This is a genomic window from Streptomyces sp. 5-10, from assembly GCF_014712245.1.
In the GTDB taxonomy this organism is placed as follows: domain Bacteria; phylum Actinomycetota; class Actinomycetes; order Streptomycetales; family Streptomycetaceae; genus Streptomyces; species Streptomyces violaceusniger.
The window spans coordinates 104,014-119,966 of sequence record NZ_JACVYG010000009.1 but is presented as its reverse complement, the minus strand read 5'-3'; the positions used below and the strand labels follow the sequence as shown (position 1 = coordinate 119,966).

Sequence of the window (15,953 nt, the reverse complement as noted above, 5' to 3'; positions counted from 1 at the left end):
GGGGCGGAGCCCCAGTTGTGGGAAGGGGCGGGGAGGGGAACAGCCTGCCGCAGGCGTACGCGTACTGTCGGGCACCCTCTAGTCGGCTTCGACCGTCACCGAGAACGAGAAGCGGTCGCCCCGGTAGTGGATGCGGGCCACGTCCACCACGCGGCCGCTCTCGTCGTAGGTCACCCCCGTGTAGTGCAGGATCGGGCTGAGCAGCGGGACCTGGAGCAGCCGGGAGGTCTCGGGGTCGGCGAGGCGGGCCTCCACCGTGTCCGTGATCCGGCTGATCCGCACCCCCACCGCGTCCCGCAGCACCTTCGTCATCGGCCAGCGGGTGAGGTCCGCGAGGTCGATGCGGTCGGCCAGCTCGGGGCGGACCAGGTTCTCCGCCCAGTTGGTGGGCTCGCCGCCGCGGCCGTCCCGGCGCAGCCGGCGGTAGGCGGTCGCCTCGTCCAGGTCCGGGAAGTACTCCGCGAGTTCCGCCGGCACCGGCGCCGGGCCGTGCTCCAGCACCGTCGTCCGCTCACCCGACTGCTGGGCCACGATCGCGTCCACCGACCCCAGCAGCCGCACCGGCGCGGCCCGCCGGGCGCTCGGCTCGATGAAGGTGCCGCGGCGCCGGTGGCGGCTGATGAGCCCCTCGGTCTCCAGCTCCTTGAGCGCCTGCCGCATGGTGAGCACGCTGACCCCGTAGTGCTCGGCGAGCCGGTCCTCGGTCGGCAGCCGCAGCGGATCGTGCGGGGCCCGCCCGAGTATCGAGGCCCGCAGCGACTGCGACACCTGGTACCACAGCGGCAACTTGCGGTTGAGGGCGAGGGAGTCGGGGGCGAAGGTGGTCACACGGTCTCCGGTGGGCGGCGGCAACGGCGGCGTTGCCGCAACGGCGGCGTTCTCAGCGGCGACGGCGGCGTTCAGCGGCAACGGCGGCGTTCAGGGGCGGAAATGGCGTTCCAGACCCTGCCATACGTCGTCATAGCGCCCCTGGAGGTGGTCCGCCTCCAGCGCCTGCCGGGTGGCCGTGACCGGCCAGCGCGTCTCGAACATGAAGGCCAGCCCGTCGTCCAGCTTGTGCGGCGCCAGCTCGGCCGCGCTCGCCCGCTCAAAGGTCTCATGGTCCGGGCCGTGCGCGGACATCATGTTGTGCAGCGAGCCACCGCCGGGTACGAAGCCCCCGGCCCCGCCGGTCTTCGCGTCGTACGCGCCCTCGATCAGCCCCATGTACTCGCTCATCACATTGCGGTGGAAGTACGGCGGCCGGAAGGTGTCCTCGCCGACCAGCCAGCGCGGGGCGAAGACCACGAAGTCCACGCCCGCGAGGCCTGGGGTGTCGGAGGGCGAGGTGAGCACCGTGAAGATGGACGGGTCCGGGTGGTCGTAGCTGATGGTGCCGAGCACATTGAAGCGGCGCAGGTCGTACACGTACGGCACATGGGTGCCGTGCCAGGCGACCACGTCCAGCGGCGAGTGGTCGTAGGTGGCGGCCCACAGATTGCCGCAGAACTTGTTGACCACCTCCACCGGGCGCTCCACGTCCTCGTACGCCGCGACCGGGGCGAGGAAGTCGCGGGGATTCGCCAGCCCGTTGGCGCCGATCGGGCCGAGGTCGGGGAGGGTGAAGGGGCGGCCGTAGTTCTCGCACACATAGCCGCGCACGGACGGCTCCAGCGGCTCCACCCGGAACCGCACCCCGCGCGGGATCAGCGCCACATGCCCCGGCTCGGCGCGCAGCAGGCCGAACTCGGTGTGCAGCAGCAGCCCGCCCCGCTCGGGGACGATCAGCAGCTCGCCGTCCGCGTCGCTGAACACCCGGTCGGTCATGGGCGCGTTGGCGGCGTAGAGGTGGATGGCCATGCCCGCGCGCTGGGTGGCGTCGCCGTTGCCGCCCAGCGTCCACAGCCCGGCCAGGAAGTCGGTGCCCTCCGGCGGCTCCGGCAGCGGGTCCCAGCGCAGCCGGTTGGGGTCGGGCGCGGCCTCGGTGAAGGGCGCCCCGCGCAGCGCGCCGCTGTCGATCCGGGTGAACGGCGGATGGGCGGCGGAGGGCCGGATGCGGTACAGCCAGGAACGCCGGTTGGTGGCGCGCGGCTCGGTGAAGGCGCTGCCGCTCAGCTGCTCCGCGTAGAGCCCGAGCGGTGCGCGCTGGGGGGAGTTGCGGCCGATGGGCAGTGCGCCGGGCACGGCCTCACTGCTGTGCTCATTGCCGAAACCGGAGGCGTAGACCAGCTCTTCCGCCGTCTTGCGCGCCCGCTCGATCCCCTGCTCGTGTCCTCGCTGACCGCCGTGCTGATCGCTGTGCTGATCGCCGTGCCGGATCCCCGTGCCGTCGCCCATCGCGCGCTCCCACCGCTCCGCCGCACACCACTGGTTTCCCCTGGATTCCTATGTCAGACGATAGGAATCGAAACCCGGGCTCGTCAATGATCGGGCAGGATGGTGGCGTGCCCATACCGCCCCTCCGCCGCCATCCGGTCCAACGCCGCAGCGCCGAGCGCCTCGGCCGGATCCTCGACGCGTGTGCCGAACTCCTCGACGAGATCAGCTACGAAGAGCTGAGCACCCGGGCCGTCGCCGAGCGCGCCAACGTGCCCATCGGCTCGGTCTACCGCTTCTTCTCCAACAAGCGCGCGATGGCCGAGGCCCTGGCCCACCGCAATCTGGACGAGTACGCCGCGCGGATCACCCGGCGGCTGGCCGCCTCGGACGCGGCCGCCGGCTCCGGGCCGGACGGGGGCGGCGGCTGGCGGGAGGCGATGGACGTCGTCGTGGACGAGTATCTGGCGATGAAGCGCGGGGCGCCGGGCTTCGCGCTCATCGAGTTCGGCCATCCGGTCCCGGCCACCGCGCCGCCGGAGCAGCCCAACCATCTGGTCGCCGACCGGCTGCGGACGCTGCTCGCCGACCGGCTCGGGACGGGTGGGGACGAGGCGACCGAGGAGCGGCTGCGGGTGGCCTTCCTGCTCGCGGTCGAGGCGGCGGACGCACTGCTGCGGCTGGCGTTCCGGGTGGATCCGGAGGGCGATCCGGCGATCGTGGCGGAGACGAAGGAACTTCTGCGCGCCTATCTGGCCCGGGTCCTGGACTGACCGGCCCGGCCCGGGTCCTGGACCGACCGGAGCCCCCGGCCACCGGAGCCCCCGGCCACCGGAAGTCCCGGCTGATCCCTCCCCGGCATGCCTACCAGTCGGTATGGTGAGCGGGTCCGGCGCGTCATCGCGGCCTCGCCGCCGTCCCTGGGAGAGACCGATGAGCACTGCCCTGCGTATCTGCCCGCTCTGCGAGGCCACCTGCGGGCTGACCCTCACCATCGACGAGGGGAGGGTGACCGGGGCGCGCGGCGATCGCGAGGACGTCTTCAGCCGCGGCTTCATCTGCCCCAAGGGGGCCGCGTTCGGGCAGCTCGACGCCGACCCCGACCGGTTGCGGCGCCCCCTCGTCCGCCGTGCCGGGCGCCTGGTGGAGGCCGACTGGGACGAGGCGTTCGCCGCCGTGGCGGAGGGGCTGGCCCCGCTGCTGCGCGAGCACGGGCCGCAGTCGGTGGGGGTCGTGCTCGGCAACCCCAATGTGCACACCGTGGCCGGCGGGCTCTATCCGCCGCTGCTGCTCGGCGCGTTGCGCACCCGTAACGTCTTCAGCGCCAGCACCCTCGACCAGATGCCCAAGCACGTCTCCAGCGGACTGCTGTACGGCGACGCCAACGCGCTTCCGGTGCCCGATCTGGACCGTACGGACCATCTGCTGATGCTCGGCGCCAACCCGCTGGACTCCAATGGCAGTCTGTGCACCGCCCCCGACTTCCCCGGGCGGCTGCGGGCGCTGCGGCGGCGCGGCGGCCGGCTGGTGGTGGTCGACCCCCGGCGCACCCGTACCGCCGCGCTGGCCGACCGCCATGTGGCGATCCGGCCCGGCACCGACGCCCTGCTGCTCTTCGCCATGGCGCAGGTGCTCTTCGCCGAGGACCTGGTGGCGCCCGGCCCGCTGGCCGAGCACGTCAGCGGGGTGGCCAAGGTGCGGCGGCTGGCCGCGGACTTCCCGCCGGAGGCGGTGGCCGAGGCGTGCGACGTGCCCGCCGAGGAGATCCGCACCCTCACCCGTGAGCTGGCCACCGCGTCCCGGGGCGTGGTGTACGGGCGGGTGGGCTCCACCACCGTCGAGTTCGGCACCCTCACCAGCTGGCTGGTCGATGTGGTCAACGTGCTCATCGGGCAGTTGGACCGGCCCGGCGGCATGATGTTCCCGCTCGCCGCGACCGGCCGCCGGGAGCGCCCGGCGCGGCCCGGGAAGGGGTTCGCGCTCGGCCGCTGGCACAGCCGGGTCAGCGGATACCCCGAGGCCAAGGGCGAACTGCCCACCGTCGCGCTGGCCGAGGAGATCGAGACCCCGGGCGAGGGACGGATCCGGGCGGTGCTGGCGCTCGCGGCCAACCCCGTGCTCTCCGCGCCGGACGGCGACCGCCTGGACCGGGCGCTGGCCGGGCTCGACTTCATGGTCAGCGTCGATCCGTACCTCAACGAGACCTCGCGCCACGCCCATGTGGTGCTGCCCCCGCCGCCGCCCAGCCGCAGCCCCCACTTCGACTACGCCTTCAACAGCCTGGCCGTGCGCAACCAGGTCCGCTACACCCGCCCCGCCATCCCCCTGGAGGCGGACCGGCTGAGCGAGAGCGCCATCCTGGCGCGGCTGGTGCTGTGCGTGAGCGGTCACGGCGGCACCGATCCGGAGGCGGTGGACGCGATGGCGATCCAGGGGACCCTCGGCAAGGAGGTCGCCGACCCGTCCTCGCCGGTGCACGGGCGCGACCCCGGCGAGCTGGCCGCGCTGCTGACCGGGGTGGACGGCCCCGAGCGGCGGCTGGACATGATGCTGCGGCTGGGCCCGTACGGCGACGGCTTCGGCGCCGACCCCGACGGACTGAGCCTGGAGAAGCTGCTCGCCCATCCGCACGGCATCGACCTGGGCCCGCTGCGGCCGCGCGTGCCCGGGCTGCTGAAGACCCGCAGCGGCACGGTGGAGCTGTGCCCGGAGCCGCTGGCCGCCGATGTGGAGCGGCTGCGCCGGTCGCTGGCCGACCGGCCCTCGGGGCTGCTGCTGGTCGGCCGCCGCCATCTGCGCTCCAACAACAGCTGGATGCACAACGTCCCGGCCCTGATGGGCGGCAGCAACCGCTGCACGCTCCAGGTCCACCCCGAGGACGCCACCCGGCTGGGCCTGGCCGACGGCGGTCTGGCCCGGGTCAAGGGCGAGGGCGGGGAGCTGGAGGTGCCGGTCGAGGTGACGGACGCGGTACGGACCGGAGTGGTGAGCCTGCCGCACGGCTGGGGCCACGCCCGCCCCGGCGTCCGGCTGTCCGTGGCCGGGGCCCGCCCCGGGGTCAATGTCAACCAGCTCTTCGACGGCTCACGGCTGGATCCGCTCTCGGGGACGGCGGTGCTCAATGGCCACCCGGTGCGCGTATCACCCTCGATACGGCATTGACCTGGGGTTTTGCGCTTATTGCTCACGCGTCAAGACCTTGTTAACGGAAAGTTGCGGCACCTAACGTCGCCTCGACCGCCAAATCTGGGGGAGTTCAAAGGCGAACGTGAGGTAGCCAACTATGCTGACCATCCTCGGCTTCGTCATGATCGCGACATTCCTTGTCCTGATCATGATGAAGAAGATGTCCCCGATGGGCGCCCTGGTGCTCATCCCCGCGCTGTTCTGTGTGCTTGTCGGGAAGGGGGCGCACCTCGGGGACTATGTCCTCAAGGGCGTCGGCGATCTGGCACCTACGGCCGCCATGCTGATGTTCGCGATCATCTACTTCGGGGTGATGATCGACGTCGGCCTCTTCGACCCGATCGTCCGGCTCATCCTTCGGTTCTGCAAGGCGGACCCGATGCGGGTGGTGGTCGGCACCGCGATCCTCGCGGCGATCGTCTCGCTCGACGGCGACGGCTCCACCACCTTCATGATCACCGTGTCGGCCATGGTGCCGCTCTACCGGCGGCTGAAGATGAGCCTGGTGGTGATGACCGGTGTCGCGGCCATGGCCAACGGTGTGATGAACACGCTGCCCTGGGGCGGCCCGACCGCCCGCGCCGCCGCCGCGCTCAAGGTCGACGCCAGCGACATCTTCGTGCCGATGATCCCGGCCCTCGCGGTCGGTCTGCTCTTCGTGATCGCCCTCTCCTACGCCCTGGGCCTGCGGGAGCGCAAGCGGCTCGGCGTGCTGACGCTGGACGAGGTCACCGCGGGCGACCCGGAGCAGGTGCTGGTCGGCGCGGGCTCCGGCGGCAAGGGGGCCAAGGGCCGTAAGGGCGGCAAGGCCGCGCTGACCGGCGGCGGCGCGGGCTCCGGCACCGACGCGCAGGCGCCGTCCTCGAAGGGCTCCGGCTCCGCGGATTCCTCCTCCCACGAGGGCGAGGACGACGACGAGTTCAAGGGGCTCGACCCCCACCGCGCCACCCTGCGCCCCAAGCTCTACTGGTTCAACGCGGCCCTGACCGTCGCCCTGCTCACCCTGATGGTCACCGAGACCATGCCGATACCGGTCCTCTTCCTGCTCGCCGCCGCCATCGCGCTCACCGTCAACTTCCCGAACATGAACGACCAGAAGGCGCGGGTGGCCGCCCACGCCGAGAACGTCGTCAACGTCTCCGGAATGGTCTTCGCCGCGGCCGTCTTCACCGGCGTCCTCACCGGCACCGGCATGGTCGAGCACATGGCCCGCTGGCTGGTCGACGGCGTCCCCGAGGGCATGGGCCCGCACATGGCCATCGTCACCGGTGTGCTGTCCCTCCCGCTCACCTACTTCATGTCCAACGACGGCTTCTACTTCGGCATCGTGCCGATCCTCGCCGAGGCCGGGGCCGCCCACGGGGTCTCCGCGCTGGAGATCGCCCGCGCCTCGCTCGTCGGACAGGCCCTGCACATGTCGAGCCCGCTGGTCCCCGCCGTCTACGTGCTCGTCGGCATGGCGAAGGTCGAATTCGGCGACCACACCCGGTTCACCGTGAAATGGGCGGCGCTCACCTCGCTGGTGGTGCTCGGCGCGGGTCTCGCGTTCGGCATCATCTGACCCGTGAAGATCTCGGAGCCCGGTAGGGGCTGGCTGCTGCGCCTGGTCATCGCCTTCTCGTTCGCCCAGGGGGCGGTGAGCATGGCGCGGCCGGCCGTCTCCTACCGGGCGCTGGCGCTCGGTGCCGACGCCCGCGCCGTCGGCGTCATCGCCGGTATCTACGCCCTGCTGCCGCTGTTCGCCGCCGTACCCCTCGGGCGGCGCACCGACCACGGGCGGTGCGCCCCGCTGCTGCCCATCGGGGTGGCCCTCATCGCCACCGGCTGCGCGTTCAGCGGAACGGCCGGATCGCTGCCCGCGATGGCCGTGTGGAGCGGGGTGATGGGGCTCGGCCATCTGTCGTTCGTCATCGGCGCCCAGTCCATCGTGGCCCGCCAGAGCGCGCCCGAGGACCAGGACCGCAACTTCGGCCACTTCACCATCGGCGCCTCGCTCGGCCAGCTCGTCGGGCCCATCGCGGCCGGTCTTGTGGTCTCCGAACACGACGGGGCGATGGGCCGCACCAGCGCCGCCGCGCTGTTCGTCTCCGCCGCCCTCGCGGCCTTCTCCGTCACCTCGCTGTGGCGCATCGAGCGCCGCCCGGACGGTACGGCGGCCGGGCCCGCCGAGGAGGCCCCGGCCCGCAAGGCCTCCGTACGGTCCATCCTGACCACCCGCGGGGTCGCCTCCGGCATCTTCATCAGCCTCGCGGTGCTCTCCGCCACCGACATCCTCACCGCCTATCTGCCGGTCGTCGGCGAACAGCGCGGCATCTCGCCCGCGGTCGTCGGTGTGCTGCTCAGCCTGCGCGCCGCCGCGACGGTGGCCTGCCGCCTCGTCATGACCCCGATGATCCGGCTGATGGGCCGCACCGTGCTGATGGCCGTCAGCTGTCTGGGCGCCGCGCTGCTGTGCACGGGCATCGCCCTGCCGGTGCCCGCCTGGGCGCTCGGGGTGCTGCTGGCCGGGCTCGGCTTCTGCCTCGGCGTCGGCCAGCCGCTGTCGATGACGACCGTCGTCCAGGCCGCCCCCGAGGGGGCGCGCAGCACGGCCCTCGCGCTGCGGCTCACCGGCAACCGGCTCGGCCAGGTGGCCGCGCCCGCCTCCGCCGGTGTGCTGGCGGGACTCGCGGGCACCGCCGCCCCCTTCGTCATGCTGGGCGGGCTGCTCCTGATATCGGCGGCGATAGCCGTCCGGCCGCTGCGCGGTCGCCCGGCCGCGGCCCCCGGCGAGGACCGGCCGGTGCCGGAGAAGCGGCCCGCCAAGGGGCGTACGGAGGAGTCGTCCTCGGCGTCGCGGGGCACGGGGCGGCCACCCCGGTGAGCTGACGGTGGGACGGCGGTGAGCCGACCGCGAGATGGTCTCAGGGCCGCTCGCCGTCGACCATGGCCAGCCACGCCCTGGAGGCGTCCCCGAACGGCTCGGCGCGCCCGTCGACCGCGTCCATCAGCCACCGCCCCGCCGCCTCGGCCTCCGCTATGACGTCCGCCGGATAGCCGTACCGCACCTGGTGCTCGGCGAACTCGTCCTCGTCGTCCATCAGGGTCGAGCCGTCCGTCCGCTTGCGGAGCACATCCAGGTCCAGGTCCACCATCGACACCTCGTGGGAGGAGCGCCACTCGGCAGGCGTGGCGATGTCGCAGTAGATCTCGGTCTCCCGGGGCGGGGCGTTGAACGCCGCGGTCCACCACGCGTCGCGCGGGATGAGGATCACATGCGCACAGGCGATCGGCACCATCGGGCCGTACCCCTTGCGCATGACGCCCCCGCCGGGCAGCCCCAGCCAGACGCCGTGATCGTCCTCGCCCAGCCTGCGCATCCGCAGGTTCCAGTGCAAAGTGCCGTCGTACTTGCGGTAGTTGACGGATACGAGATCGGGCATGAGCCGATCCTATGCGGTGGCCGGAGTGGCGAGCGGGCGCGCGGCGGCTACGGCTTGATCGACCCCGGCGAGCTCGGGCGACTCGCCGACTCCGTCCACCCCCCGCTGGAACACTGGCCCCATGACAGAGCTGAACGGTGAACCGGCGGGTATCTGCGAGCTGACGGCGCTGGCCATGACCAACTACGGCCACTTCACCACCATGCGGGTGGAGGACGGGCGGGTGCGCGGCCTGTCCCTCCATCTGGACCGGTTGGTACGGGACTGCGGTGTGCTGTTCGGCACCGACCCGGACCGCGACCGGATCCGCGAACTGGCCCGGCGCGCCGTCGCGGACACCACGGGGCCGCTCACGGTCCGGGTGACCGTGTACGACCCCGACCTCGGGCTGGAGCGGCCCGGGGCCGAGGCCACACCGCGCATCCTGGTCACCACCCGGCCCGCCGCCGCGCCCTCGCCGCCGCCGCTGAGCGTGCGCACCGCACCGCACCACCGCGACCTGCCGGAGGTCAAACACGTCGGGCTGTTCGGGCTGTTGCGGCTGCGCCGCCTGGCCCAGCTCGACGGCTACGACGATGCGCTGCTGACGGACGAGCGGGGCGCGGTGTCCGAGGGCGCCACCTGGAACGTGGGGTTCTTCGACGGCGATCGCCTGCTGTGGCCGGACGCCGCGTGCCTGCCCGGCGTCACCCAGGAACTGCTCCGGCGCGCCCACGGCGGGCCGCAGCACACCGAGCGGATCGACCGTGACCGCTTCGGCGCACTGCGCGCGGCCTTCGCCCTCAACGCGGGGGTGGGCGTGCGGCCGATCCGGTCGATCGACGGGGTGGAGTTCGACCCGGCGCACCCCGTCCTGGACACCCTGCGCGAGGAGTACGCCGCGACGGACGCGGAACCGCTGTGAGTCCTCTAGGGTCCTTCTGACGGAGATCCGTCAGAAGGGCCCTAGCACACGGCGTCTGGATTCCGTATCGGTACCCCGGACGCCGAGCGCCGCCCGGATGTGACATCCCCGGCCGACGCCGCTCCACGGGCGGCCGTCAGAACCGGTCCCGGTGCTCCCGAACCGCCCGGTCCACCAGCGGCCCGGCCGCCCCCGGATAGTTCGCCGGGTCCAGCAGGGCGGCGAGCTCCTCCGCCGTGAAATGACCCGCCAGCTCGGGGGCGGCGGTCAGCACCTCTCCCAGCGTCCGCCCGCCGGCCGCCGCCTCCGCCGAGGCCCGGCTCATCAGCTCCTTCGCGGGGCCCTTGCCCAGCACCGGGGTCAGGGCCGCGGCCAGGCGCTCGGAGACGATCAGCCCGCCGGTCAGCCCCAGATTGACGCGCATCCGGTCCGGGAAGACATCCAGCCCCTCGACCAATTCGACGGCCGTGTGCGCCGCCCCGCCCGTCAGCCGCAGACACTCGCGCAGCGGAAGCCACTCGGCGTGCCATGCCCCGGCCGGCCGCTCGTCCTCCGCGAGCATGCACCCCATGACGGCGCTCGCCAGCGCCGGCACCTGGAGCGCGGCGGAGCGCACCAGGGTGGCCAGGGCGGGGTTGCGCTTGTGCGGCATCGCGGAGGACACCCCGCGGCCCTCGGCGGCGGGCTCGGCGACCTCGGCGGTCTCGGTGCGCGACAGCAACTGCACATCCACCGCGACCTTGCCCAGCGCCCCGGCAGCCAGGGCCAGTTGGGCGGCCAGCCCCGCGACCGGAGTACGGGCGGTGTGCCAGGGCAGGTCGGGCTCGTTCAGCCCGACCTGCGCGGCGAACTCCGCCATCAGCCGCTCCGCGAACTCGCCTGGCCCCGGCGCCCCGGGCCGCGTCCCCCGGTCCATCAGGGCGTACTCGGTGTAGCCCGCCAGCGTGCCCGCCGCGCCGCCGAGCTGCACCGGCAGTCCGTGGTCGCGGATCCGGGCCAGCCCGGCCGCAGCCTCCGCCACACCGCTCAGCCAGCCCGCGGCCTTCAGGCCGAAGGTGGTGGGCACGGCGTGCAGGGCGAGCGTACGGCCGGGCATCAGCGTGTCCCGGTGCGCCACGGCCAGCTCGCGCAGCGCCCGCGCGATCCGCTCCAGGTCCGCCACCAGGGGCACGAGGGTCCGGTGCGCCACCAGCATGGCGGCGGTGTCCATGATGTCCTGGCTGGTCGAACCCCGGTGCACATACTCCGCGGCCGCCGGGTCCGCCGCGGCCACCAGGGCGGTGAACGCCCGGACCAGCGCTACCACCGGGTTGGCCGCGCCCCGGGCCAGCCGGGCGATCTCCACCACGTCCAGGTGCTCGGCACGGGCGAGGTCGGTGATGGTCCGGGCCGCCGCCTCGGGCACCAGGCCCAGCCGCGCCTGCGCCCGCACCAGGCCCGCCTCGGCGTCCAGCATCGCCTGGAGCCAGGCGCCGTCCGACGTGGTGGTCTCGGCCGGGGTACCGGCCCGGACGGGGCTCAGCAGGCCCACGTCGGCATGGCGCGGGGCGCCGTCGGTCGTATCGCTCGCGGTGTCGGTCATGGGACGCTCACGGCCGCAGGGCGCGCATCAGGAGGTCGGCCAGGTGGTCGGCGACCTCCTGGGGGGCCCAGCGGCCGCCGGGCCGGTACCAGGTGCCCAGGTGGTGGACGGAGCCGAAGTGGTAGTCCACCACCAGGTCCGCCGGGGTCCGGGAGCTGAACACCCCGGCCCGCTGCCCCTCCTCGATCAGCGCGCGGAACCGCTCGTGGTAGCGGCGCCGCTCGGCGCGTACCTGCTTGTGCTTCTCCGGGCTGAGTTGGTGCATCGACCGGAAGAAGATGGTCGCGTCGTCGAGGTTCTCGATGGTGGTCACCACGACGTCGGCCGCCGCGTCCCGCAGCCGCGTCTCCACCGGCGCGTCGGCGTCCGCGAAGGCGTCCAGCCGCTCCTGCTGGAGCCGGAGCACCCGGCCGTAGATCTCGTGGAGCAGATCGTCCTTGGAGCCGAAGTAGTGGTAGAGCGCGCCCTTGGTGACGCCCGCCGCCTCGACGATCTCCTGTACGGACGTCCGGTCGTAGCCCCGCTCCGCGAAGAGGCGGGTGGCAGCGGCCAGCAGCCGCTGTGGCACCGGCTGTCCGTCACCGTCCGTCGCTCTGGCCATGGTCGCCACCCGTTCTCTTCCTCTTCTCTCTCATCCTCGCAGTTCCCGCCGGAGGATCTTGCCACTGGTCGTCTTCGGCAGCTCGGGCAGGATCTCCACCTCGCGGGGGTACTTGTACGCGGCAAGCCGCTCCGCACAGTACGCGGACAGCTCGTCCGGTGTGACCTCGACCCCTGATCGGAGGCTCACATACGCCTTGACCGTCTCGCCGCGGTACGCGTCGGGTTTGCCGACGACCGCCGCCTCCCGCACGGCGGGGTGAGTGTAGAGCACGTCCTCGACCTCACGCGGCCACACCTTGAAACCCGATGCGTTGATCATGTCCTTCTTGCGGTCGACCACGTACAGCCAGCCGCCCTCGTCCATGAAACCGATGTCGCCGGTGCGCAGCTCCCCGTCCGGGAGGGCGGCCGCGGTCGCCTCCGGGCGCCGCCAGTAGCCGGGCACCACCATCGGGCCGCGGACGACGATCTCGCCCTGCTCGCCGAACGGCACGTCCCGCCCCTCGTCGTCCGCGATGCGCACGATGGTGTCGGCGCCGGGGACGCCGACGGCGAGGGTGCCGGAGACCGGGTCGACGGGGGCGCGGACCCCGGGCGGGACGCTGGCGCAGGGGGCGGTGCACTCGGTGAGCCCGTAGCCGTTGTGCAGATACGGACCGAAGCCGGACTGGAACCGCTCGACCAGCGCGGGCGGCAGCGGGGCGCCGCCGGAGGAGATGATGCGGAAGGACGAGAAGTGGTCGCGGGTGGCCCGGGGGTCAGCCATCAGCGCCATGAAGGCGGTGGAGGGGCCCACGGTGTAGAGGGGGCGGTGCTCGGCGAAGGCGTCGAGGACGACGCCGGTCTCGAAGCGGTAGGCCAGGGCCAGGGTGCCGGCTCCGGACATGCACGCGCACAGCTGGCAGACCATCCCGGTGATGTGGAACAGCGGGGCCAGCGCGAAGAGCGTCGAACCGGTGGGCAGCTCATGGAGGATGTGCTGCCGGTCGGCGTTGTAGGAGATGTTGCCGTGGGTGTTGGTGGCGCCCTTGGGGGTGCCGCTGGTCCCGGAGGTGTAGCTGATCAGCGCGATGTTATCGGCGCCGGGGGCGGGGACGGACGGCGGGCGGGCCCCGGCGCGGGCGACGGCGAGGAGGTCCTCGGTGTCCCCGGGCACCGGGATGGGCCGGTCGCGCAGCACCCGCTCGTCGTCGCGGGTCTGGAGGTCGCGGGCGTCGGCGGTGAGCGCGATGCGCACCGGGGACGCGGCGGCCGTGTCGCGTATGTAGTCCTCCCAGCCGTGGCGGGAGCAGACCAGGGCGCTCACCTCGGCGTCGCCGAGGATGTGCGCGAGCTCGGCGCCCTTGTACATGGGGTTGACCGGGACGACCGTACCGCCCGCCTTCCACGCCCCCAGCAGCGCGAGCACGAAGTGCGGAGTGTTCTGAAGCATGATCGCGAGGCGGTCGCCGGGCCGGAAGCCGCGCTCGGCGAGATGGCCGGCTATGCCGTCGGAGAGCTCGTCGGTCTCGCGGTAGGTCAGCCGTCCGTCGAAGTAGGCGAGCGCCGGATGGTCGGGGGCGGTGCGCACGGCGTCCCGGAAGGCGTGCAGCGGACTCGGCCGCGGGGTGATCCTCTGGCGCTGTTTCTCAGTGAGCTGAGCGAGCCATGGCTGGTCCTGGTACGTCGTCATGGGGGCGGCCCTGTCTGGACGGGGGTGAGGGTGGTGGGCGGAGCGTACGCGGGTACCGGCCCGCGGGGTCAGCCCGAGGTCCCGGACGCCGCCTCGAGCTGTTCGAGCTTGCGCTGCAGCTTGTTCATGCCGCCCAGCCAGCGGTCGGTGTCACCGGCGCGGGAGGCGTAGTGGCGGGCCACCTCGGGGTGCGGAAGGATCAGGAAGCGCTCCTCGTCGATGCCCGCGAGGACGGCGTCGGCCACCTGCTCGGGCTCGATCGCGGTGGGCGCCAGCACCAGCTCCCCGGCGGTCCCGGAGGCGGTGAGCATGTCGGTGCGCACTCCCTGCGGGCAGACGGCGTGGACGCCGATGCCGCGGTGGCGGTAGGTGGCCGAGAGCCATTCGGCGAAGGCGAGCGCGGCGTGCTTGGAGACCGCGTACGGCGCCGAGCCGACCATGGTGAGGATCCCGGCGGCGGAGACGGTGGCCACGAAGCGGCCGCTGCCGCGCTCCAGCCACTCGGGCAACAGCTCCCGGGCGGCCCGCACATGGGCCATCACATTGACGTCCCAGGACTGCTGCCACAACGCCTCGTCGGCCTCGGGGCCGCCGTCGTGGCCGACGCCCGCGTTGGCGCAGAAGACGTCGATGCCGCCGCCCAGCGCCTCGCGCGCCGCGGGTACGACACCGGAGGCGTCCCCGGGGACGGAGATCCCGCCGATCTCCCCGGCGACGGAGGCGGCCTTGGCGGCGTCGAGGTCGTTGACCACGACCTGGGCGCCCTCGGCGGCGAAGCGCCGGGCGAGGGCGGCGCCGATGCCGCCGCCCGCTCCGGTGACCACTACACGCGCCCCACGCACGGTACCCACGTCTCGCAGCTCCTCGGATCGACTCGGTCAGGCTCCTGCCGCAGCAGACTAACCAGTCGGTATGTGCAAACGGAAGAGGCATATCCGCCACCCCACGGGCGGCCGGGCGGTTACCCGCCGACGACGGGTGGGTTACCGACCGGGGCGCCCCTTGCGCATGACGCCGCGCCACCGCGCGTTCTCCCCGGCGAGCGCGCCCCACAGCACATTGAGCGGATGGCCGGCGTCCTGCGCGGTGCGCTCCCCGGCCCGTACGAACACCCCGACCAGCACTTCCAGCTCCGGCCCCATGCCGTCGGTCAGCTCCAGGGTGCGCAGCCCCGCCCCGGCCCGGATCCGCCCGTCGGCCACCGCGTCGCCGATGCCCTCGGTGACCAGCACACAGCCGCGCACCACCCCCGAGGAGAGCAGCTCAAGACCGTAACTCACGGTGTCGATCTCGGCCGCGATGTGCAGCTCCTGGCGGTAGCGGGCGCCGAACCAGCCGCGCAGGAAGCCAGGTATGAGGCCGTCGGCCGAGACCGCGAGCGGCAGCCGGGGCAGCTCGCTCACCGGGACCGAGGGCCCGGGCAGCTCCTCGGCGTCGAGGTTGGTGACCAGGGAAAGACCGCTGCGCCGCCACTCCATCACCTCGAAGCCGTCGAGCCGGCCGTCGTGGCCCGCCGTGGTGAGGACGCTGCCGCAGACCAGGTCGAGCTCCTTGGCGTCGAGCCGCTGGAGCAGGTCCCGGGTGCGTACGTGCTCGACCTTGAGCTCGACGCCCCGGCCCTCGAATTCCTCGGTGACCAACTCCACGGCATTCAGCAGAAAGCCGAGGATGTAACGGGTTGAGCCGACCACGAGCCGACTGCCGAGCCGGCGGCGGCAGTCGTGCAGCTCCTCGCGCCAGTCCTCCAGGGTGCCGCGCGCGAGTCCGGCGAGCGACTCCCCGGTCGTGGTGAAGAGCACATTCTGACCGCGTCCCCGTTTGACCACCAGCGGCTCACCGCACAGTGCGCCGAAGTTCCGGTTCAGGGTGTCCAGTTGTTTCTGCACACTGGACTGCTCCCGCCCCAGCAGCCGGGCGGCGCCCAGCGCGGTGCCCGCCTCATGGACCGCGAGCAACGTCCTGAGCTGGTCCATCGTGGTGTCCAGCAGCGCCGTCGGGTACTGCCATCGATCCTTTAAGGGCATTCCGGCCTTCCGCTCGAAGAGTATTCGGCACCCCAATGACGTTTCCGTTCGCAGCATAGTGCAGCGGCTTGTCATGTACTGATCCCGAGAACAGCGGCGATATTCTTCCGATGGATATTCGGGAATTCCCCATCGCAGGATGATGACGGAGCCCGGCATTCCAGGTTCCACCCGCCCCATTCCGGGTAAGTCGAACGGCTGGCCGATTGTCCGACGGCGACCGTATGCGTGTCGTATGGCCAGCGGTCGGGGCAGTTGGGACGAT

The 15,953-nt window shown here is 72.6% G+C and carries 13 protein-coding genes; 5 read left to right on the top strand and 8 right to left on the bottom strand.

Translation table 11 applies throughout. From position 1 onward, the window contains the following. Positions 1 to 78: 78 nt before the first annotated feature. Positions 79 to 828 carry a GntR family transcriptional regulator gene (locus tag IEJ02_RS14060; RefSeq protein WP_137977313.1) on the bottom strand — a complete coding sequence of 250 codons (750 nt, stop codon included), beginning with the start codon at positions 826 to 828 and terminating at the stop codon, positions 79 to 81. 90 nt (positions 829 to 918) lie between these two features. Then, the gene (gene hmgA, locus IEJ02_RS14055; RefSeq protein ID WP_223863782.1) at positions 919 to 2,316 is read right to left on the bottom strand and encodes a homogentisate 1,2-dioxygenase; all 1,398 of its coding nucleotides are present in this window, start codon (positions 2,314 to 2,316) and stop codon (positions 919 to 921) included. 86 nt (positions 2,317 to 2,402) lie between these two features. On the opposite strand from hmgA, the gene IEJ02_RS14050 reads away from it, so the two are divergent. The 4 genes from IEJ02_RS14050 to IEJ02_RS14035 all read left to right on the top strand — a co-directional run bounded on the left by IEJ02_RS14050 (position 2,403) and on the right by IEJ02_RS14035 (position 8,344). Then, positions 2,403 to 3,068 carry a TetR/AcrR family transcriptional regulator gene (locus IEJ02_RS14050; RefSeq protein ID WP_191065174.1) on the top strand — a complete coding sequence of 222 codons (666 nt, stop codon included), beginning with the start codon at positions 2,403 to 2,405 and terminating at the stop codon, positions 3,066 to 3,068. A gap of 160 nt (positions 3,069 to 3,228) precedes the next feature. After that, positions 3,229 to 5,457 (top strand): molybdopterin oxidoreductase family protein, encoded by a 2,229-nt coding sequence (locus IEJ02_RS14045; protein WP_191065173.1) that lies wholly within the window; start codon positions 3,229 to 3,231, stop codon positions 5,455 to 5,457. 121 nt (positions 5,458 to 5,578) lie between these two features. Beyond that, complete coding sequence (locus IEJ02_RS14040) at positions 5,579 to 7,042, top strand: CitMHS family transporter (RefSeq protein ID WP_191065172.1); 1,464 nt, start codon at positions 5,579 to 5,581, stop codon at positions 7,040 to 7,042. Between the two features lie 3 nt (positions 7,043 to 7,045). Then, complete coding sequence (locus tag IEJ02_RS14035; RefSeq protein WP_191065171.1) at positions 7,046 to 8,344, top strand: MFS transporter; 1,299 nt, start codon at positions 7,046 to 7,048, stop codon at positions 8,342 to 8,344. A 40-nt stretch (positions 8,345 to 8,384) separates the two neighbouring features. Here the strand turns inward: IEJ02_RS14035 and IEJ02_RS14030 are convergent, their stop codons facing one another. After that, positions 8,385 to 8,903: a ribonuclease FAU-1 family protein gene (locus tag IEJ02_RS14030; RefSeq protein ID WP_191065170.1), complete on the bottom strand. Its 519-nt coding sequence runs from the start codon at positions 8,901 to 8,903 to the stop codon at positions 8,385 to 8,387. Between the two features lie 121 nt (positions 8,904 to 9,024). On the opposite strand from IEJ02_RS14030, the gene IEJ02_RS14025 reads away from it, so the two are divergent. Further along, positions 9,025 to 9,807, top strand: coding sequence for an aminotransferase class IV (locus tag IEJ02_RS14025; RefSeq protein ID WP_191065169.1), 783 nt, complete (start codon positions 9,025 to 9,027; stop codon positions 9,805 to 9,807). Positions 9,808 to 9,943: 136 nt separating this feature from the next. Here the strand turns inward: IEJ02_RS14025 and IEJ02_RS14020 are convergent, their stop codons facing one another. The 5 genes from IEJ02_RS14020 to IEJ02_RS14000 form a co-directional block, all read right to left on the bottom strand. Next, positions 9,944 to 11,389 (bottom strand): nitrosuccinate lyase, encoded by a 1,446-nt coding sequence (locus tag IEJ02_RS14020; RefSeq protein WP_191065168.1) that lies wholly within the window; start codon positions 11,387 to 11,389, stop codon positions 9,944 to 9,946. Between the two features lie 7 nt (positions 11,390 to 11,396). Then, positions 11,397 to 11,990 (bottom strand): TetR/AcrR family transcriptional regulator, encoded by a 594-nt coding sequence (locus tag IEJ02_RS14015; RefSeq protein ID WP_162001814.1) that lies wholly within the window; start codon positions 11,988 to 11,990, stop codon positions 11,397 to 11,399. A gap of 30 nt (positions 11,991 to 12,020) precedes the next feature. Further along, complete coding sequence (locus tag IEJ02_RS14010; RefSeq protein ID WP_191065167.1) at positions 12,021 to 13,664, bottom strand: class I adenylate-forming enzyme family protein; 1,644 nt, start codon at positions 13,662 to 13,664, stop codon at positions 12,021 to 12,023. 68 nt (positions 13,665 to 13,732) lie between these two features. After that, the gene (locus IEJ02_RS14005; RefSeq protein ID WP_191065166.1) at positions 13,733 to 14,515 is read right to left on the bottom strand and encodes an SDR family oxidoreductase; all 783 of its coding nucleotides are present in this window, start codon (positions 14,513 to 14,515) and stop codon (positions 13,733 to 13,735) included. A 132-nt stretch (positions 14,516 to 14,647) separates the two neighbouring features. Next, positions 14,648 to 15,688 carry a LysR family transcriptional regulator gene (locus IEJ02_RS14000; RefSeq protein ID WP_191065165.1) on the bottom strand — a complete coding sequence of 347 codons (1,041 nt, stop codon included), beginning with the start codon at positions 15,686 to 15,688 and terminating at the stop codon, positions 14,648 to 14,650. Positions 15,689 to 15,953: the final 265 nt, after the last annotated feature.

Bases quoted from the DNA above. Each gene is read 5' to 3' on its own strand.
- hmgA (WP_223863782.1), bottom strand. From the start codon at position 2,316: ATGGGCGACGGCACGGGGATCCGGCACGGCGATCAGCACAGCGATCAG.
- IEJ02_RS14050 (WP_191065174.1), top strand. From the start codon at position 2,403: ATGATCGGGCAGGATGGTGGCGTGCCCATACCGCCCCTCCGCCGCCAT.
- IEJ02_RS14045 (WP_191065173.1), top strand. From the start codon at position 3,229: ATGAGCACTGCCCTGCGTATCTGCCCGCTCTGCGAGGCCACCTGCGGG.
- IEJ02_RS14040 (WP_191065172.1), top strand. From the start codon at position 5,579: ATGCTGACCATCCTCGGCTTCGTCATGATCGCGACATTCCTTGTCCTG.
- IEJ02_RS14030 (WP_191065170.1), bottom strand. From the start codon at position 8,903: ATGCCCGATCTCGTATCCGTCAACTACCGCAAGTACGACGGCACTTTG.
- IEJ02_RS14025 (WP_191065169.1), top strand. From the start codon at position 9,025: ATGACAGAGCTGAACGGTGAACCGGCGGGTATCTGCGAGCTGACGGCG.
- IEJ02_RS14020 (WP_191065168.1), bottom strand. From the start codon at position 11,389: ATGACCGACACCGCGAGCGATACGACCGACGGCGCCCCGCGCCATGCC.
- IEJ02_RS14015 (WP_162001814.1), bottom strand. From the start codon at position 11,990: ATGGCCAGAGCGACGGACGGTGACGGACAGCCGGTGCCACAGCGGCTG.
- IEJ02_RS14010 (WP_191065167.1), bottom strand. From the start codon at position 13,664: ATGACGACGTACCAGGACCAGCCATGGCTCGCTCAGCTCACTGAGAAA.
- IEJ02_RS14000 (WP_191065165.1), bottom strand. From the start codon at position 15,688: ATGCCCTTAAAGGATCGATGGCAGTACCCGACGGCGCTGCTGGACACC.